This window comes from Caballeronia sp. AZ7_KS35 (assembly GCF_023631045.1).
Lineage (GTDB): Bacteria > Pseudomonadota > Gammaproteobacteria > Burkholderiales > Burkholderiaceae > Caballeronia > Caballeronia zhejiangensis.
In genome coordinates this window covers 14,441-33,123 of record NZ_JALQDV010000057.1, presented here as the reverse complement: position 1 = coordinate 33,123, position 18,683 = coordinate 14,441, and the positions used below count along the sequence as shown (strand labels likewise).

General features: G+C 67.3%; 13 protein-coding genes. All 13 read right to left on the bottom strand.

All coding sequences use genetic code 11. The features are described 5' to 3' along the window. Window position 1 precedes the first annotated feature (1 nt). From tagF to tssB, 13 genes are read right to left on the bottom strand one after another with little or no spacing between them, the layout of a single operon-like run. Complete coding sequence (gene tagF / locus NCT05_RS32210) at window positions 2-544, bottom strand: type VI secretion system-associated protein TagF (RefSeq protein WP_250504095.1); 543 nt, start codon at window positions 542-544, stop codon at window positions 2-4. Then, window positions 526-4,035 (bottom strand): type VI secretion system membrane subunit TssM, encoded by a 3,510-nt coding sequence (gene tssM, locus NCT05_RS32205; RefSeq protein WP_250504094.1) that lies wholly within the window; start codon window positions 4,033-4,035, stop codon window positions 526-528. Before tssM ends, tagF begins: the two co-directional genes overlap by 19 nt. Then, window positions 4,032-5,366 carry a type VI secretion system protein TssL, long form gene (tssL, locus tag NCT05_RS32200; protein ID WP_250504093.1) on the bottom strand — a complete coding sequence of 445 codons (1,335 nt, stop codon included), beginning with the start codon at window positions 5,364-5,366 and terminating at the stop codon, window positions 4,032-4,034. The genes tssM and tssL overlap by 4 nt, the downstream gene beginning before the upstream one ends. A 28-nt stretch (window positions 5,367-5,394) precedes the next feature. Next, window positions 5,395-6,729: a type VI secretion system baseplate subunit TssK gene (tssK, locus tag NCT05_RS32195; RefSeq protein WP_250504092.1), complete on the bottom strand. Its 1,335-nt coding sequence runs from the start codon at window positions 6,727-6,729 to the stop codon at window positions 5,395-5,397. Between the two features lie 8 nt (window positions 6,730-6,737). After that, complete coding sequence (tagH, locus tag NCT05_RS32190; RefSeq protein ID WP_250504091.1) at window positions 6,738-8,117, bottom strand: type VI secretion system-associated FHA domain protein TagH; 1,380 nt, start codon at window positions 8,115-8,117, stop codon at window positions 6,738-6,740. Between the two features lie 9 nt (window positions 8,118-8,126). Further along, window positions 8,127-10,100 (bottom strand): type VI secretion system Vgr family protein, encoded by a 1,974-nt coding sequence (locus NCT05_RS32185; RefSeq protein ID WP_250504090.1) that lies wholly within the window; start codon window positions 10,098-10,100, stop codon window positions 8,127-8,129. Further along, window positions 10,087-12,696 (bottom strand): type VI secretion system ATPase TssH, encoded by a 2,610-nt coding sequence (gene tssH, locus NCT05_RS32180; RefSeq protein ID WP_250504089.1) that lies wholly within the window; start codon window positions 12,694-12,696, stop codon window positions 10,087-10,089. Before tssH ends, NCT05_RS32185 begins: the two co-directional genes overlap by 14 nt. Window positions 12,697-12,700: 4 nt before the next feature. Then, window positions 12,701-13,717: a type VI secretion system baseplate subunit TssG gene (tssG, locus tag NCT05_RS32175; protein ID WP_250504088.1), complete on the bottom strand. Its 1,017-nt coding sequence runs from the start codon at window positions 13,715-13,717 to the stop codon at window positions 12,701-12,703. Further along, window positions 13,702-15,564, bottom strand: coding sequence for a type VI secretion system baseplate subunit TssF (tssF, locus tag NCT05_RS32170; RefSeq protein ID WP_250504087.1), 1,863 nt, complete (start codon window positions 15,562-15,564; stop codon window positions 13,702-13,704). Before tssF ends, tssG begins: the two co-directional genes overlap by 16 nt. Continuing rightward, on the bottom strand, window positions 15,561-16,064 hold the full coding sequence (gene tssE, locus NCT05_RS32165; RefSeq protein ID WP_250504086.1) for a type VI secretion system baseplate subunit TssE: 504 nt from the start codon (window positions 16,062-16,064) through the stop codon (window positions 15,561-15,563). Before tssE ends, tssF begins: the two co-directional genes overlap by 4 nt. A gap of 13 nt (window positions 16,065-16,077) precedes the next feature. Then, window positions 16,078-16,569 (bottom strand): Hcp family type VI secretion system effector, encoded by a 492-nt coding sequence (locus NCT05_RS32160; RefSeq protein ID WP_250504085.1) that lies wholly within the window; start codon window positions 16,567-16,569, stop codon window positions 16,078-16,080. A 50-nt stretch (window positions 16,570-16,619) separates the two neighbouring features. Further along, window positions 16,620-18,137 (bottom strand): type VI secretion system contractile sheath large subunit, encoded by a 1,518-nt coding sequence (tssC, locus tag NCT05_RS32155; RefSeq protein ID WP_250504084.1) that lies wholly within the window; start codon window positions 18,135-18,137, stop codon window positions 16,620-16,622. A 10-nt stretch (window positions 18,138-18,147) separates the two neighbouring features. Further along, on the bottom strand, window positions 18,148-18,672 hold the full coding sequence (tssB, locus tag NCT05_RS32150) for a type VI secretion system contractile sheath small subunit (protein WP_250504083.1): 525 nt from the start codon (window positions 18,670-18,672) through the stop codon (window positions 18,148-18,150). Window positions 18,673-18,683 lie beyond the last annotated feature (11 nt).

Below are 18,683 nucleotides of genomic sequence, written 5' to 3'. Positions count from 1 at the left end.
GTCAGTCGCCGAGCAGACGCAAGAACAGGCCCGAGTCGAGCGCGCCCGTGTGCCGATGCGCTTCGCCGCCCGCTTCCGTCCACCACGCGCTGCCGCTATCAAACGAGGTTGCACGGAACGGCGGCGCAGGCAGTGCGGCAAGCCGCGCCTCGAATGCACGCATTGAAAACGACGGCGCGAGCGTGGACAGCGCAAGCGCAGCCGCCGCTTCGTGCCACGGCGAATCGGCGGAGCACGACGCGCCGTCGGTTTGCCGCGCGACGATCAGGGGGAAATAGCGCCCCACCGCATCGATGCCGGGCATCAGCACGCCGGCATACGCGCATTCGTCGAACGAGCCGGGGTTCGCGCAGAAGCGCCACACGGGCATGGCGAGATAGCGTTCGAGCCAGTCGTGCGGTGCACGCTGGCGGACCGTCAGAAGGCCGCGTTGCAGCCAGGCGTCGCAAGTTTTCACGAATGAGTCCGGCAAACCGCGCCCGACGAAGTCTCCGTGCGTGCGGACCTTGCCGTAGAAACCCGCGCTCATAACGAAGCCGGGCAACGGAAGGCATTCAGGACGCCCGCGCGGAACGCATTGTTCACGCTGCTGGCGACGAGCGACAGCACGACCTTGCCGCCATCGAACGACACGCTGAAGCGATCGGGTGGCCCGGCCGGCTGCACCCGCGCGCCGTCGAGCACATGAAACAGCGCCCACGGTCCGTCCGCGCGCAGCGGCGCACCGTCAGCGGGATCGAGTTCGACATGGGCCTGCCCCGTGCCCTTGCCGCTCGGCCAGCGAAACTCGGCCGTAGCGTTGGGCGCGTCGCCCGAGGCGGTGAGCTGCGTGCCGTCGATATCGAGCACGAAGCGCTTCACCGACGGATCGAGCGACGTCACTTTCGCCGTGAAGCGAACGGAGACATCGCGGCCGCCGTCGCGGAACAGCGCATCGCGCAACATCGCGGCACGCTGGAACTGCACCGGCACGTCGTCGGACAGGCCGAGCGCCTTCGCTTCGGGACGCCACTTCCACACCGCCCCCGACGTGTCGACGCGGCTCTGCAGATTCTGCTGGAAGAACGTATCGACCAGGCCGCCGGGCGCGAGCACGCGCGCGAAATCGTCGGGGGCTGCGTCGCGCGTCGCGCCGCGCACCAGCGGATAGCGCCTGTCGAGCACCTGTCTGCACGCCGGCGCGACGTTCGCCGCCCACGCGGACTGCAACTGCGCCCGCTGGCTCTGGATCTGCACGGTATCGGCGTTGCCGGCGACGCCCTGCAGGATGGCCGCGAGCGGCGCGGGCGCATTCTGCGACATCAGCTTGAGCCGGTCCAGCGGCCCGGTCGCGGGCAGCGGCAGGGACTGCCTGCGCGCGGTGTCTTCCGCCTGCAAGGTCGCGGCGGCGTCTTTCAGCGCGTTGACGTAGTCGTCGAGCGGTGCGCCGGCGAGATCGTGCAGCGCCTGGAAATGCGCATCGACGAGCGTCGGCGCGGCGGGCGTGTCCGTCTCGATGCCGATGCGCTTGCGCAGCGTGTCGAGCTTGCCGGGCTGCGCGGCGGGCGGCGTGAAGCGCGTTTCGCGCGCAATCCCTTCGATCAGCGCGCGCAGCGGCGAATTCGGCGCGCCGAGCAGGTTCGCCACGCGGGCGCCCTGATCCGGCGCATCGAACGGCACGACGCCGATATCCGCCAGCAGCGCGTCCCATTGGCGAATGGTCTCGTCGCTATAGAGGCGTGTGAGCGCGGTGCGCAACGCGTCCGTATCCTGCGCGCCGGCGCGGGTCTGGCCGTTGCCGAGCACCCAGTCGTCTTTGGGCAGATTCGCGAGCGCGGCTTCGCGCAGACGCTCGAACGCCGCGAAGCCCTCGCGCGTATAGGCGCCGTCGATGCCTTGCGTGAGCGGCGCGCCGCTCTTTCTGACGAACACGATCTGTCCGCTCGGACCCGCCGCCTTCGCGACCGTGAATTCCGGCAGGCGCTGCTGCGCGAGCTGCTGCTGGATGCGCCCGTCGAGCCGCTGCGCCAAGGGCACGCGATTCAGCACGGCGCGCGCCTGCCCAATCAGGTTCTGGTCGAGCGGCAGGTTCGAATCGAACTGTCCGCGGCTGAACAGCGCCCGAAGATGACGCTCGATGTTCGCGCGCTCTGTGTCGCTGGCGTCCTTCATGGCGCCCTGCCGCCAGGTGCGCATCGCCCAGACCTGCAGTGCGTCGGGGTAGAAGTGGGCCGGATCGCCCAGCATCAGATACGCGCGCAGCGCCTCGTAGAGCGTCGCCGTATCTTCCGACTGGCCGTGGCGCAACTGGTCCTCCATGCGCTGCACGACGATCGGCAGCAAGGTCTGCCGCAACAGCCGCTGATAGACGCGCTCGGCTTCGAGCCCGAGCTTCTCGCGCTGATCGAGCCCGAAGCCCGCCCACCACGACGGATCGCGCGAGGCGCGCTCGGCGTCGCCGCCGGGCAGATCGCGCGCGGCATCGAGCAGCGGCAGCACGGCGAGCGGACTGTCGCCGGCGCTCGTCTGCTTCGCGCGTTCCGCCAGCGCCGCGATCTGCTGACGGCTTTCCTCGACGAAACGCCGGTTCTGCCGGTCGCTGGCAATCAGTCCGGCCAGCCCCGCCGCGAGCAACACGCCGATCAGACCGACGGCGATCCGCTGAAAGCGCGTGCGCCGCCGTTCCGTACGCGGATCCGTGCCCGCGATGCCTTGCTCCGCGAAGATCACGTCACGCAGCAGCCGCTTGACGAAGTAGGCGCGTCCGCTCGATGCATCCGCCATCACGACTTCGCGGCGCAGTCCGAGCGAGCCGGCCATGGTGCTCATCATGCGGTCGAGCGGACGGCCGCTTTGCGTGCCGCTCGTGAAGTAGACGCCGCGCAGCAAAGCCGCGCGGGAGAAGCGCGAATCGCCGAAAGCATCGTCGAGAAAGCGCAGCAACGCCTGCTCGATGCCCGCGAACTGCTGCGGGAACGAATGGATCAGCGCGCGGCGGCGCACGTCGGTTTCCTGCTGCATGCGTTGCAGCACGCGGTCCTGAACCTGCCGGTGAAGCAGACGGAACTCGTCGGGAAAGCGCGCGAGCGGTGTGCCGGCCTCGGCTTCGCCCTGCTCCGATGCGAGCGGAAACGTCACGCCCCAGACCTGTTCGCGTTCGTCGCGGCCGAAGTCGTCGAAGTATTCGGAGAAGCCCGCGAGCATGTCGCTCTTGGTGACGACGACGTACACCGGCAGACGCACGCCGAGTTGCCGGTTCAGTTCGGACAGACGCTCGCGGATGGCCACCGCATGCGCGGCGCGCGCTTCGTCGGACTGCTGCAGCAGGTCGGCGGCGGACACCACGGCCATCACGCCATCCAGCGGGCGGCGCGGACGATATTTGCGCAACAGGGCAAGAAAGCCGAGCCATGCGCCGCGATCCGCTTCTTCATGGCTATCCTGCGTCGTGAAGCGGCCGGCGGTATCGAGCAGCACGGCGTCGTCGGTGAACCACCAGTCGCAATTGCGCGTGCCGCCGACCCCGCCCACCGCCTGCGCGCCCAGCCGGTCCGCCAACGGAAAACGCAGGCCGGAATGCGCAAGCGCGGTGGTCTTGCCCGCCCCGGGCGCGCCGACGAACATGTACCACGGCAGATCGTAGAGCGCTTCGCGGCGCGGTCTGAGCCAGCCGGCCACACCCTGCTTCGCGCCGCCGCGCGTTTCGCGCAGCGTCCTGAGGGCGTCTTCGAAACGCGTGCGAAGCGTGGCCAGTTCGGCATCGGCGGCCTGACGCGCGGGGTCCGGCTCGCGCCGCGCGGGATCGAGCGCATCGGCGACGAGACCCTGCACGAACTTCGACCCGGCGATGCGCGCCTTGGCATACCGCACGCCCCAGTATCCCGCCCAGCACAGGACGATCAGCGCGGCTGCGAGCCAGCGGTGTGCGGCGCTGTCGAGCGGCGCGCGGCCGTTGAAGGCGACGAGCGGCCCGTAGAACCACACGAGCGCAACCAGCGCGAGCACGCCGGCGAACGAGACGACAGCAGGCTTCTTCAGGGTATCGATCCACTTCATGGTGCAGCTCCCGGCGAAAGAATGTCGATGCTCACGCGGCGATTGCGCGCGCGCCCGGCGGCGCTATCGTTCGATGCGACCGGCTCCGTGTCGCCGCGTCCCTCGGCGCTGACCCGGGCCGGATCGGGGACCTTCGCGGCGAGCATCGCGCGCACGGTGTCCGCGCGCGCCTGCGAGAGCGCCACGTTCGACGGAAAGCGCGCCGACACGATGCGCTGGTTGTCCGTATGCCCGATCACGACGACATTGCCCGGCTTGTCGCGCAAAGCTTCGCCGATGCGCTGCACGAGCGGGGCGAAATGCGCATCGAGATCGGCGCTGCCGGACGCGAAAATCTGCACGCCTTGCGCCGTGTTGTTGAGCGTGACGGTCGTGCGGTCCGCCGACTCGCCGACCGTCACCAGTCCCTGCGCGATCTCCGGCGCAAGGAAGCCGCTCAGCGCGGCGGCCAGCTTGGGCGCGGCCTTCGTCTTGTCGGCGAGCACCGGCGCGGGCGCGACCCGGATCGCGCGCATCGCGGCGAACACCGGGTCCGAGAAAGCGTTGATGCGCAGGCCGAGCACGAGGCCCGCCGTCATCAGCACGACGGCCGCGAGCGCGAGCGCCACCCACAGCGGCAGGAAGCCGAGCAGCCGTTTGCGTTCGCGGTCGGCGGGCCGCCAGTGCGGCGACAGCGCCCGTTCCACCGCGCCGCGCTGCGCGCGGATCATCTGTTCGAGGCGGGCGCGAATTTCGTCGAGCTGACGCTTGCCGCCTTCGATCAGGCGATAGCGCCCGTCGAAGCCGAGCGCGAGCATCACGTAGATGAGTTCGAGCGTGTCGATCTCCACCGCCGGGGTTTGCGCCAGCCGTTGCAGGATGACGAAGAGCCGCTCGCCGCCCGATGCCTCGTTGTGAAACGTCACGAGCAGACTGCGGCGGCCCCAGACGCCCGCGCCCCACGGCGTGGCGGCAATGGCTTCGTCGATGAACGTGCACAGGCAATAGCGGGCCGGTCCGAGCTGCGCATCGGGCACGCCAAACGAGCGGCCATCGGCTTCGAACCTGCGCACCATCTGGATAAGCTGTGCGCGCAGGGCTTCGAGATCGGGATGGCTCGCGAGCCGGCGTAGCGGCAGCGCGAGTTCGAGCAGCGGACTGGCCGCGCGCAGGAGCGGATTGCGCCCCGCGATCGAGGCGTCGAGCGGCGCGAGCGGCGCTTCTGTCGTCGCGGACGGCGCGCCGGCGTTCGTCGTGGGCTCGCGCTTGCGGCCTGGCGTCGGCATCCGGATGGTCTGTGCCGCGTCGAGAAACACCGCGTCGTCGAGCGGCGGGTGGGTGTCGTTGGACATGGAAAGGCTTCCTTTAAGCGGCGTGGGTTCAGTGCCGGATCGCCCAGAGTTCCATCGCGAGGCCGGGGAATTCGCCCGCGACGTGCAGCGCCATGCCGGCGGAGGACGCCAGCGTCGCCCATGCTTCGTTCTTGTCGTCGAGTTCGAAGTAGCTGTAGCCGGCGTGGAACGGCAACTGGCGCGGCGCGACGGCAAGCGCGCGCAGCGCAATGCCGGGCAATTGCAGATTTACGAGGTCGCGGATCTTTTCGATACTGCCGATCTTCACCTGGCTGCCGAACCCGGACAGCAGCGTGTCGGTCGGCACCTGAGCGCGCGCCGCCAGCACGAAAGTCGCCCCGGTGAAGAGCGCGCGATCGTTGACCAGCGCGACGCGCAGGCCGTAGCGGCGCTCCTCCAGCGCAATGGACACGACCTGCGGATCGGCCACGCGCGACAAGGCGAGGCGCAGCGCGGCGATTACCGGCTCGAAGCTCTCCTTCAGACGTTCGTGCCGGTACGCGGGAAATTCCGGCGGACGGCGGCCCGCCTGACTGAACGTGGCGAGTTCCCCCGCGAGGCCGATGCACACCCGATAAAGCGCCTCGGGATGCAGCCCGCTCAGCGCGTTGAAATGCGCGACCAGCGGCTGCGCCCGGTTGACGATCTGCAGCAGCAGGAAATCGGCGATCTCGGCCATGCCCGCGCCATCGGGCTGCGTGAGCCGCCCCGCAAGCGCTTCGCCGCGCTGTTGCAGCAGGCCGGCGAGCTCCGTCGCAAAGCGCGCGAGCTTGCCCGCCACGCGATAGTCGAGACACGGCGCGCAGTATTCGTCGTCGAGCACCACACGGCCGTCGCTCTTGCGTTCGATCACATGCGCGACCCCGGCGCACGTATGCGCATGCGCGACGTCGGGCGAGAGCGCGAGGCGTAGACGCAGCTTGCCCACCTGCAGCAGCGTGGCGAGCGCATCGGCGTCGTTGCTGTCGTGAACTTCGACATCGCCTGCGCGATAACGCGCGAGATTGTCCGCATGCTCGTCGCCGCCCGATTCCGGCGAGCCGGGCCGTCGCACCGGCAAGGCGAGCATGACCGTCACGTTCGCCGCGTTCTCGGGAATATCGAGCGGCTCGGGCAGGTCGTCGTCGGCGGGCAGGCTGAAGGGCGTGCCGTCCGGCAGCACGCCGGCCGCGGATCGGAGCGCGAGCTTGCCGAGCTTGAGCAGCGCCTCGTCGATTTCGAGCCTCGTGAAGCCCCACGCATACGGACGCAGTGCGCCGGCGCGGCCTTCGAGCAGCGCCTCGACATGACGGTCGTGCTGCTGCAGATGCTGCGGCTGGAGGAACATGCCCTCCGACCAGATGACCTTGTTGTTCCAGTACATGAGCTGACTCAGTCTTTCGGGGATTGCAGCGCATCGAGTTGCGCCTGATACGCACGGCCGAACGGCTCGCCGAAGCGCTGCTGAAAGTCGTCGCCGGTATCGCGCGACACGCGTTCCCAGGTCTTGACGTAGCGCTGCCACAGCCGCGCCTTGCGATTGCCGACGATGGCGTGGAACCGGCCCGGCGCATCGAGCGAACGTTCGATGGCGGCCGGTTCCATGCGCGCCATGGCGTCGTCGAGCGCCGCGCGCATGCCGGCGATGAGCGCCAGTTCGTGCGTCTGGATGTCGTGGAACGCGGCGCGCATGGCTTCGTCGGGCGCAAGGTAGCCGCGGCCCCGCGCGCCGAGCATCTGCGTCAGCGCACGATCGGCATCCGGAAAGAACTTGAGCGGATTGTTGTCGCGCTCCTCGATCATCGTCATGGCCATGCGGGTTTCGCGCTTGGTCATCGCCCGCGAACGAAGGACGGACATCGCGCCCTGCGTGGCCGTGCGCAACATCGATCCGATCAGGCGCGCGAGGTCCGGCGCGGCGATGTGCGCAACGTCGGCACGTTCGACGCCGAGGCCGTCGAGCAAGGCATCGAGCAGCGCTGCTTCGTCGTCTTTCGATGCAGATGGCGGCGCATCGCGCATCTGCCGTTCTTCGGCTGGCGGTATTGCATCCGGTTGCGAAGGCGATTGCACAGCGGGCAACGCCGACATGACGCGCTCCGGCGAGACGTGCTCCAGACTGCGCACCACCGCCTCCACCCGTGGGGCGCGCGGCACGCTCGCATCGCGCAGCGGATCGGCGCCGCTCAGCGCATCCATCAGGGCCTGACTGGCATCGCCGCCGAAATCGCCGGGTTCGCGCAAGAGCGGCGTCGCGGCAAGCGGGTCGGGGGTGAAGGGGGCATCGTCGTCGCCCGGACCGGCGTGAGACGCGGTGCGGTCGTGCGGCGCGTTCCAGTCGTCGGGAATGAGCGGCGCGGGCGGCGGCGCCTCGAATTCCGGCGTGGCCGGTAAGTCCGCGCAGAGAACCGGCGCGGACGGCGCGGGTTGCGTCATCAGCGTCTGGTCGACGGCAAACACCGTTTCGACCGACACGACCAGCGTATAAGCCCCGATCCCGATACGGTCATCGTTCGACAGGACCGCTTCGCGCCCGGCCCCGAGCGCTTCGTCGTTCAGGAGCGTCGGATTGCTGCCCGCATCGACGAGAACGTAGGTATCGCCGCGGCGTTCGATGCGCGCCTGAATGCGCGAGATGCCGCGCTGCGCATCTCCCAGCACCAGCGTGCACTCCGGCGCGCGCCCGATGGTGGCGGTCTCGTCGATTGCCATCGTATGCGGCGCGGCGCGCTCCTCGCCTTCGCCGCCTCGCACTGTCAGCGTCAGTGTCATCGTGATCTCCTATCTGCGGCCCTTGCTGGCGCCATTGTCGGCATCGCGCGGCGGCGCGGGCGGCGCGGGCGGAATGACGAGCGGCACCGGCGGCACGCCCGGGCCGATCGGAATCGGAAAGCTCGACATCTCGATCGTCTCGGGCCCGATGAGGATGTACGACGCGCCGGCGCGCAATGCGATGGTCGCGCTCGCCTCGACTTCCACCGCCGCGCCCGCCTTGATGCGCACCGTCGCGCCCGCTTCCAGCGAATACGTCTCGCCGACGAACTGGTCGTGCGTCGTCATGCTCGCCGCCGACACGCCGCCGAGCACGCGCGACGTGCTTCGCCCCGTGACGGAATCGTTGCGCGCGCCGCGCGTCGCGCGGAACTCGTCGCCGCCAATGCTCACGTGGCGCTCGCCCGATACGTTCATCAGGGCGTCGTTCTTAATCCAGGTTTCGTGATCGCGTTCGGCATGAAAGAACATCTGCTCGCTGCCCTTGCGATCGTCGAAACGGACTTCGTTGTAGCCGTTGCCGCCTTTGGTCGACTGGCTCTTCAGCGTTGAAACGGCGCTTTGCGCGGGCAATTCATACGGCGGCATGTTGGTCGAGTTGTAGGCGGCGCCCGTGATCACCGGCCTGTCCGGGTCGCCTTCGACGAACTCGACGAGCACTTCCTGCCCGATGCGCGGCAGGAACATCGCGCCCCAGCGCCGGTTGGCCCAGCCTTGCGCGACGCGCACCCAGCAGCGGTCGAGCGGGTTTGCGCCGTCGGTCTGCGTGAGTTGTTCCCAGTGAAACCGCACTTTCACGCGACCGTATTGATCCGTGGGAATCTCCTCTCCCGGCGGCCCGATCACCACGGCGGTCTGAGGTCCGGCGACGCGCGGCGCAGGCGTCACGCGCGGCGAGCGGAACGTAGTGCCGTCGCGGATCGCCCGGAAGCGGCAATCGAAGAGCGGCTGGCTCGGATCGTCGGAAGATACATAGGCATCCGACACGATCTCCGCGTGGTTTTCGATCACCAGATACTGCCGGTTCTGCGCGCTCGCCGGATGATCGCGAAGACGGAACAGCCCGCCCGCCGCGATGCCGCGCGCGGTGCTGCGCCCTTCGATCGAATCGTTCTGCGTCTGATGGATCTCGACGTTCACGCGCGCAAGCCGCTCGCCGTCGCCCGCCGACAGATGCCCAGTCAGATGCTCTTGCATCAGGTAGCGCGGCGGGTCGTACGGCGCGCCGCGCGTGGCCCGGGCGACGAGCCCTTCGCTGTTGCTGACGGAGGCTTTCTCGAAGTCGTAATCGTTGACTTCGTAGCGCCCCGTTTCCAGCGTCGCGCCCGACAGCCAGCGATACACGCACTCCTCGTCCTGCCGCGGCGTGTCCCACGCCTGAAACGGCACCGTGCCGTAATGCGCGATGGGCCGGTGATCAGCGCCGGAGTCCGCGAGCACGAGCGTGTGCTTGCCGCCTTCGTGCTCGAAGAAGTAGTGAATGCCTTCACGTTCCATCAGGCGGCTGACGAAATCGAAATCCGTTTCGCGGTGCTGCACGCAATGATCGAGCGGCGGATAACTCGCCGTGCACGCGTTGCGAAAATCGACGTCGTACGATTCGAGCACCTTCGACACGATCTGCGGCACCGTGCGCTGATGGTAGAAGCGCCGGTGCGCGGCGCGCGTGAGCAGCCACATGCGCGGATGCACGATCGCTTCGTAGCGCGCCATGCGGTTCTTCGTGCTGTCGCCGGGAATCAGGAGACGCAGCGTCGTCACGATGCCGTTGAACTCGCGCGCACCGCCGGCCGGATAGTCGAGCGTTACCGTGAGGTCCTGCCCGAGCACCTTGCCCGGATCGATGTCGTTGCGCATCGAAAGAAATACGATCTCGTAACGGCTCAGACGCCCGAGCGCTTCGCTGGCGGACATGCGCAGGAACACGGCATCGCCGCCGAGCGCCGCGCAATTCAGGCGCACATGGCGTTCAGTCGAAGGCATACGTGAACTCCTCGTCCTCGACGCCCACATGCACGCGCGAAAGGGCCGTGCCCGCCATCACGCGCGACAGATACTCCGTACTGATGCGCGGCAGCACGCTGTTGGTGAGGATCGCGTCGATCATGCGGCCGCCGCTTTCCAGCCGCGTACAGCGCAGCGCGATCTGCGCGACGACGTCATCGTCGTAAGTGAATGGCACGCGATGCGTGCCATTCACCCGCTCCGCCACGCGCCCGAGTTGCAGCCGGATGATCGCGCGCAGCATGTCGCCGGAAAGCGGGTAATACGGAATCGTCACCATGCGCCCGAGCAGCGCGGGCGGAAAAGTCTGCAGCAGTTGCGCATGCAGTTCCCGCTCGATCACCTCCATCGGCGCGGGTGCCCGCGGGCCGGCGCACAGTTCCGCGATACAGTCGGTGCCCGCGTTGGTGGTCAGCAGGATCAGCGTGTTGCGAAAATCGATAGAACGCCCTTCGCTGTCGTCCATGCGGCCCTTGTCGAAGACCTGGAAGAACAGTTCGTGCACATCCGGGTGAGCCTTTTCGACTTCGTCGAGCAGCACGACACTATGCGGACGGCGGCGCACCGCCTCGGTCAGCACGCCACCCTCGCCGAAACCGACATAGCCCGGCGGCGCGCCCTTCAGGAGCGACACGGTATGCGCCTCCTGATACTCGCTCATGTTGATGGTGATGAGATTCTGCTCGCCTCCATAGAGCGCTTCCGCGAGCGCGAGCGCCGTCTCCGTCTTGCCGACGCCCGAAGTTCCGGCCAGCAGAAACACGCCGACGGGCTTGTTCGGATCGTCGAGGCCCGCGCGCGAGGTCTGCACGCGGCGCGCGATCATGCGCGTGGCGTGGTGCTGCCCGATGATGCGTCTGTCGAGAAGTTCGTCGAGACGCAGGACATTGCCGACCTCGTTCTTCAGCATGTTGAGCACGGGCACGCCCGTCCAGTCCTGAACGACCGCCGCGACCGCGTGACGATCGACGCCGGGCAGGATCAGCGGCGCTTCGCCCTGATGCAGGGCAAGTTGCGCCTGACGTTCGCGCAGCGCAGTCAGATCCGCGTCGGGTGCGTGCTCGCGCAACGCGCGGCGGCGTGCGAGGATGTCCTTGACCATGCCGCGCTCGGCGTGCCAGCGCGCTTCGAGGTCCTCCAGATGCGCGTTGACAAGCTGCAGGTCCGCGGATGCCGCTTCGTGCCGTGCCGCCGTATCGATGCCGATGGCGGCCTCGCGCGCGATGATGTCGAGTTCGGTCATGAGCGTCTCGATGCGCCGCCGCGCATCGTCGATGGCGGGCGGCGTCGCATGCTGGCTCACGGCGACCCGCGCGCAGGCGGTGTCGAGCAGGCTCACCGACTTGTCGGGCAACTGACGCGCCGGCAGATAGCGATGCGAAAGCCTCACCGCCGCCTCGACGGCTTCGTCCAGGATCTGCACGCCGTGATGCGCCTCGAGCGCAGCGGCGATGCCGCGCATCATCGTCACCGCGCGCGTTTCGTCGGGCTCATGCACCTGCACGACCTGAAAACGCCGCGTGAGAGCGGGATCCTTCTCGATGTGCCGCCGGTATTCGGACCACGTCGTGGCCGCGATCGTGCGCACGGCGCCGCGCGCCAGCGCCGGCTTGAGCAGATTCGCCGCGTCGCCGGTTCCCGCCGCCCCGCCCGCGCCGATCAGCGTGTGCGCCTCGTCGATGAAGAGGATCACCGGGTTCTCCGCGGACTGCACCGCATCCAGCACCTGACGCAGACGCGTCTCGAACTCGCCTTTCATGCCCGCGCCCGCCTGCAGCAGCGCCACGTCGAGCGTGCGTAGGCTCACGTGCCGCAAGGCGGGCGGCACATCGCCCGCGACGATGCGCAACGCCAGCCCTTCCACGACCGCCGTCTTGCCGACGCCGGCCTCGCCCGTGAGAATCGGGTTGTTCTGCCGGCGGCGCATGAGAATGTCGATGACCTGGCGGATTTCCTCGTCCCGGCCGACGATCGGATCGAGCTTGCCCGAGCGCGCGTCCTCGGTCAGATCGACGGTGAAGCGTTGCAACGCGTCGTTCGACCGCGGCGCGCCCGCGTCCGCCGGCGGCTGCGGCGCGGGCGCCGTCGGCGGCTGCGTTTCGGGCGAGCCGTCGAACAGATCGGCATGACGCTCGACGATATCGTCCGTCTTCACGCGGTCGAACTCGCGCGAGATGCCGCGCAACACGTTGCGCAGCGAGGGCGTCCGCAACATGCCGACGAGCACATGCGCGCTGCGTATCGCATGCGCCTCGAACATCAGCGATGCATGCACCCAGCCGCGCTCCACCGCTTCTTCGAGTTGCGCGCCGATATCCGTCACCGACGATGCGCCGCGCGGCAGACGGTCCAGCGCATCGGTCAGATCGCGCGCGAGCACCGCCGGATCGATGTCCGCATGGCGGATCACGCGATGCAGATCGGAATCCGGCAACTGCAATACCTGATGCAGCCAGTGCACGACCTCCACATACGGATTGCCGCGCAGACGGCAGAACGTCGTGGCGCTTTCCATCGCGCGGAAGCTGAGCGTGTCGAGTTTGCCGAACATGACGGCACGGCTGATGTCTGCCATTGAGCTAGTCCTTTGCATGAGATGAGGCGAGCGGCCGAAGCATGAGCTGTGTCGCGTCGCGGCTTGGCACTCGCGCATGCAGCCACGTCGTGTAGCCGAGTCGCCGATGCCGCCCGAGCGCGAGACCCGGGACGTCCGCGCGCTGCAATTGCAGGTTCACGTCCCATTCGAGCGGGTCGCGCACATAGAAGCGCACCCAGTCGACCAGGCGCACGAGGCTCGCGCCATCGGGCAGGAAACGCGCGTAGTCCTGCAGCGAAAGCGGGCCGAGCACGATGCGGAACTTGTGCTGGCGATCGAACACGCGCGCGCCGAGCATCGTGCCGACGCCCATGCGCGCGCCGTCGTCGGGCGCGCCGAGCCGCGAGCGTGCCTCGTCAGGCAGCTTCAGCCAGTGACCGACGTTCTGCGTCACCTGCACCGGCAGCCCGAAATAGCGCGACAGCACCAAGCGCAAGCCGGCGGCATGGCGCGTCGGCCCCGCCAGCAGCCCGGCGAAATGCAGCTTGGCGAAATCGTGCACCGAGTCCCGGTGGCGCAGCGATGGCTGATTGAGCCCGAACACCGTGCCGACATAGGACGAAAAGCGATCGTCGTCGCGGCGATCCAGACTGACGACCGGCTGCGCGGCCGCCCATGCGCGATAGAACAGCGACGTCATGCGGTGATGAAAGACATCGAGAAAGCGCGCAAAGGTCGGATCGCCCGCATTGCGCGCGCGATCGCGCACATATTCGCTCAGATGCGTGGGCATCGGGCCATTCGGTCCGAGCAGGCCGAAAAAGTTGACGGCGAGCCTGGGCGGCTGCGCCTGCATGCCGACGAAGTGCTTCAGCGTGGTCGGAAAGAAGATCAACTCCGGTTCCTGGCCGAAGCGCACCGCATCGTCGCGCGGACGCAGGGACGCGCCCGTGCGCGGCCAGGCCGGATGAGCCGCGTCGATGAGCCTGACCGCCTGAAAAAAATCGAAGCGGTTCGCATCGGCGGCGAAGCGTTCGAACAAGGTCACAGCGTCCGGCATCGTCCGCTCTCCGGCGCCCAGCGCATGATTTCACCGCGCGTCGCCGACGACACGATGGTTTCCGTGAAGGCGTTCAACGAGACGTATTGCTCGAAGAAGCGCGCGAGCACCGCGCCGAACAGAAACGCGCTCGCGCCTTCGAATCCGCTCTCGTCGAGCAGCACGTCGAGCGCGAGGCCGCGCCCGAATACGATAGGGCCGCGCGAGGGCAACCGGCGCGTGACCGCGTTCGAGCGAATGGAGCGCAGTGCATCGATTTGACGCGCGGCCGCGCTGTCGCCTTCGGGTGCGTAGAGCGCGAGCAGATCGCGCATGGCGCGTGCGCCGCTACCGTCGGCATTGTCCACGAGGGAGCCGTGGTTCAGCGACAGATGGCTCAGCAGCCGCCATGCGACCGCGCCCTGCGCGTACGAAGGCAGCGGACGGCTCGGTGCGGCCACGCAGCGCACGGCCGCGACGGGCGCTTCGAGTTCCAGCGTGAAATCGGTCTCGCCGCGTCCGAGGGGCATGGTCAGCGTGAGATCGCGGTTGGTGCACAGCACGCTGATGCCGAGCTGATGAAGATCGGCGGGATAAGGCGACTCGCGCGTGTCCACGAGCGCAATCCACGTTTCGCTGCCCGCATACGAGGAACGCGCGGCAGACCGGACGCCGCGCTCGTTCTCGCGCGCCGACGGCAGACGCTTCTCGCGACGCACCTGATAGAACGCGGCATCGGGCTCGTCGATGCCGAGATCGCGCATGCGGTAGAACGGCTGGAATGCGATCTCGCCGCCGCCCGCACGGTATCCCGTCACGCCCTGAATGCGGACCACCTCGAAATCGCGCGGCCGCGTGCGATCGACGACGACGTGATGTTCGAACTGCTCGCCCGTCACGGCGATGCGATCGGCGCGGCGCGGGAACAGATTGATCGCGGGCGTGCAATGCAGCGCGAAATTCGCCTGATCGACGACCTGTTCCAGCGCGGTGTCCGCGCGCGACAGCAGCACGACCAGCTCGATCTCGCTCTTGTCGCAGCGCGCCAGTTGAGCACGCAGTCCCTCGATACCGACGAACATGAAACGCTGCGGGCAGGCGAAATACTCCTGCAACAGCCGATAGCCCGGAAACGATTGCTCGCTCACGGGCAGCAACGCTTCCTCATCGCTGAAACCGAGCGGGCGCAGCGCGGAGGCCGGCAGCACGGCGTCACCCGCCACGACGCCGAGCGTCGAGCCAATCAACAACTCGTAGAGCTTCGCGGCGACGCCATCGTTGCCGCGCAAATAAATGGGCAGACGCTCGATCGCGAGGTCGCGCAGCTTGCGCCCGCCGGCCGCGCGCAAGGTCAGACGCAGGCCCGCCTTTACGCCGCGAGGCAGGCGCGCGTCGATACCCGGGATCGCGCCGGTATGCGTGAAGAGCCGCGCCGCCGAGAGTTCGATGGGCCACAGCGTCAACGCATGCGCGGTGCGGAATTCGCAACGCGTCGCGCGTTCACCGTCGAGCCGGCCGTGCAAGGCGGTGCCGCGCGGCACGGGCACGCCCTCGGCGAGCGCGGGATGCGTCATGTCAGACTGCACGTGCACGACGGTCATCGCGGGCGTCGGCGTCAGATAGTGCGGATAGACCAGTTCCGCCAGATGCTGCGTGAAGCGGGGAAACTCCGCGTCGATCTTCATCTGAACGCGGGCGGCGAGAAAGCCGAAACCTTCCAGCAGACGCTCGACGTAAGGATCGGCGCATTCGAAGCCTTCGAGGCCCAGCCGTCCCGCGATCTTCGGAAACGCCTGCGCGAATTCCCCGCCCATTTCGCGGATATGCTGCAATTCGCGGCTGTAGTACTGGATGAGGTCGGGGTTCATCGCTCCATGGCTCCTTCGAATACCTTGGCCTTGCCTGCTTCGAGATCGAGCTCCGTGCGCAGATAGAGGCGATCCGGCACCGGATGCGCATGCAGATCCGCTTCCACGATGAAGGCCAGCGCGTTGTGCTGAATGGCCGCGTCGCCGGACTGCATGGCGCGCACCCGCAGCGTACCGGGCACGATGCGCGGCTCGAACGTGCCAATGGCGTCGCTCATCAGCCGTTCGATGCGTCCGACATCGACGTTCGACGCGCTCTTGCCGGCCAGGTCCGCGAAGCCGAAGTTGAGCACCGATGCCGCGACTTCCGGAAAACGCGCGATATCCTGCGCCGACGCGATACCCTGCGCGTTGAGCAGCCAGCCGATATCGCGCATTACGCTGAGGCGTTGCGCGCGCGCCGAACTGGCCCGGTGCTCGCGCGCTTCGCGCGATGCGCCGGGCGCATGATCGGTCAGACGGTCGAGCAGCGACGGCCGCACTCTGTCCGCGTTTCTCATGCGGATGCCTCGCTTACGCGGTCGCGTTGGCGGGGATGTTCCACTTGCTCTCCACCACGCCGCCCCGCGCCGACCCGGTGCTCGGGTCCTGTTGCTGATACGTCACGTGGAACTTTTCGAAGTTGAGCGTGACCGTCTCCGTGAAGCGATCCTCGGCGTCCGAGCCCCCGGTCGCGTAGTTCGTCACGATGATCTTTTCGAGCTCGATGGTGTAGTACTCCAGCGGCTTGGTGCCGCCCGCCTTGCGTACCGTGAGCTTGCCGGTCGGAAAGTGCTTGCCGGTGGCGCACGCGGAAATGATCGACGGCGTGCCGCGGTCGGTGTATTTCGTGATGGTCAGGTCCTGCACCGCGACCTTGCCGCCGCCGCCGCCCGTGCCAAGGTGCATGGTCCCCGACTGCGACAGGCCCCAGCTCCACGAGAGCACGTCGATCTCGTCTTTGTGCTTCGAATCCAGCGATTCGCCCTTGACCGTGTCCAGCTTCAGAAAAATATCGACTGCCATGACGTTTCCTTATCGATGATGAATTGACTGCGCTAAAGCGTGTGTGCCGTTCAGGCGGCTTTTGCGGAGGGCAGCTTCGAGACGAGCCGCAACGACACCGTCAGGCCTTCGAGCTGGTAGTGCGGCCGCAGGAAGAACTTGGACGTGTAGTAGCCCGGATTGCCCTCCACTTCCTCAACGACGACTTCCGCCGCGGCCAGCGGCCGGCGCGCCTTGGTCTCTTCCGACGAGTTCGCGGGATCGCCGTCCACGTACTGGAGAATCCAGTCCTGCAGCCAGCGCTGCATCTCGTCCTTCTCCTTGAAGCTGCCCACCTTGTCGCGCGCGATGCACTTCAGGTAGTGAGCAAAGCGGCCGCACGCGAACAGATACGGCAGACGCGCCGCGAGGTTCGCGTTCGCGGTGGCGTCGGGGTCTTCGTACTCGATCGGCTTGTTGAGCGACTGCGCACCGATGAATGCCGCGAAGTCCGAGTTCTTCCGGTGCACGAGCGGCATGAAACCGTTCTTCGCGAGTTCGGCCTCGCGGCGGTCGCTGATGGCGATTTCGGTCGGGCACTTCATGTCCACGCCGCCGTCGTCGGTCGGGAACGCATGGACCGGCAGATTCTCGACCGCGCCACCGGACTCGATGCCCCGAATGCGCGAGCACCATCCCCACGTCTTGAACGAGCGGTTGATGTTGGTGGCCATGGCATAGGCGGCATTCGCCCATGCGTATCTCGATGCATCCGTGCCCGCCGTGTCTTCCTCGAAATCGAACGCGTCGACCGGGCTCGTCTTCGCGCCATAGGGCGTGCGCGCGAGAAAGCGCGGCATGGCGAGACCAATGTAGCGCGAGTCCTCGGAATCGCGCAGCGAACGCCACGCGGCGTGCTCGGGCGTCTGAAAGATCTTGGTGAGATCGCGCGGGTTCGCAAGCTCCTGCCACGAATCCATCAGCATGACGGCAGGATCCGCGCCGGCGATGAACGGTGCGTGCGCCGCCGCCGACACCCTGCCGATCTGCGTGAGGAAATCGACATCGGGGCCGCTGTTGTCGAAGTAATAGTCGGCCACGAGCGCACCGTACGGCTCGCCGCCGAACTGGCCGTACTCCTCTTCGTAGAGCCGTTTGAAGAGCGGACTCTGATCCCATGCCACGCCCTTGTACTTGCGCAACGAACGGTGCAGGTCTGCCTTCGAGACGTTCATCACGCGCAGTTTGAGACTCTCGTCGCTTTCGGTGTTGGTGACGAGATAGTGAAGGCCACGCCATGCGCTTTCGAGCTTCTGAAAAGGCCCCGCATGCAGGATCACGTTGATCTGCGCGCTCAGCTTTTCGTCGATACGCGCAATCAGCGCTTCGATGGTCGCGAGCGCATCGTCGGACACGCGCTGGGTGTCGAGCAACGCCTGCTCGGCAAGCGTGCGCACCGAGCTTTCGACCGCCTCGCGGGCCTTGTCCGAGCGGGGGCGAAACGCCTTCTGCAGGAGTTGCTGGAAGTCGCCGGACGGGCTTGCGTCGCCGGCTTTGTAGGCGGGTTGCCGATCGCGCTCGACGGATTGATCGAAGTTGGTTTCTGCCATCGTCGTTCCCTTATTCGGTGTCCTGGGTTCCGGCATGCTCGCCGGGCTTGGGTGAGGCGGCCAGCGAACTCATGAGCGCCGGGTCTTCGAGCAGCCGCGCGACGAGCTTCTCGGCGTCGGTCTTGCCGTCCATGTAGGTCAGCAGGTTGCGCAACTGACTGCGTGCTTCGAGCAGCCTCGCGAGCGGTTCCACCTTGCGGGCGATCGCGGCGGGCTCGAAGTCGTCCATGCTCTCGAAGGTCATGTCGACGCCGATCTTGCCTTCGCCGGTCAGCGTGTTATCGACCTGCATGGCGACGCGGGGTTTCATCGAACGCAGGCGTTCATCGAAGTTGTCGATGTCGATCTCGAGGAACTTGCGCTCCGCAACAGGCGGCAAGTCCTCCTGCGGCTGCCCGGACAAGTCGGACAGCACGCCCATCACGAAGGGAAGATTGACCTTCTTCTGCGAGCCGTACACCTCGACGTCGTACTCGATCTGCACGCGCGGCGCGCGATTGCGCGCGATGAATTTCTGACTGCTCTCTTTGGCCATCTGTCGGTGCT

Coding starts and splice junctions, on each gene's coding strand:
- tssM (WP_250504094.1), bottom strand. CDS start 4,035: ATGAAGTGGATCGATACCCTGAAGAAGCCTGCTGTCGTCTCGTTCGCC.
- tssL (WP_250504093.1), bottom strand. CDS start 5,366: ATGTCCAACGACACCCACCCGCCGCTCGACGACGCGGTGTTTCTCGAC.
- tssK (WP_250504092.1), bottom strand. CDS start 6,729: ATGTACTGGAACAACAAGGTCATCTGGTCGGAGGGCATGTTCCTCCAG.
- tagH (WP_250504091.1), bottom strand. CDS start 8,117: ATGACACTGACGCTGACAGTGCGAGGCGGCGAAGGCGAGGAGCGCGCC.
- NCT05_RS32185 (WP_250504090.1), bottom strand. CDS start 10,100: ATGCCTTCGACTGAACGCCATGTGCGCCTGAATTGCGCGGCGCTCGGC.
- tssH (WP_250504089.1), bottom strand. CDS start 12,696: ATGGCAGACATCAGCCGTGCCGTCATGTTCGGCAAACTCGACACGCTC.
- tssG (WP_250504088.1), bottom strand. CDS start 13,717: ATGCCGGACGCTGTGACCTTGTTCGAACGCTTCGCCGCCGATGCGAAC.
- tssF (WP_250504087.1), bottom strand. CDS start 15,564: ATGAACCCCGACCTCATCCAGTACTACAGCCGCGAATTGCAGCATATC.
- tssE (WP_250504086.1), bottom strand. CDS start 16,064: ATGAGAAACGCGGACAGAGTGCGGCCGTCGCTGCTCGACCGTCTGACC.
- NCT05_RS32160 (WP_250504085.1), bottom strand. CDS start 16,569: ATGGCAGTCGATATTTTTCTGAAGCTGGACACGGTCAAGGGCGAATCG.
- tssC (WP_250504084.1), bottom strand. CDS start 18,137: ATGGCAGAAACCAACTTCGATCAATCCGTCGAGCGCGATCGGCAACCC.
- tssB (WP_250504083.1), bottom strand. CDS start 18,672: ATGGCCAAAGAGAGCAGTCAGAAATTCATCGCGCGCAATCGCGCGCCG.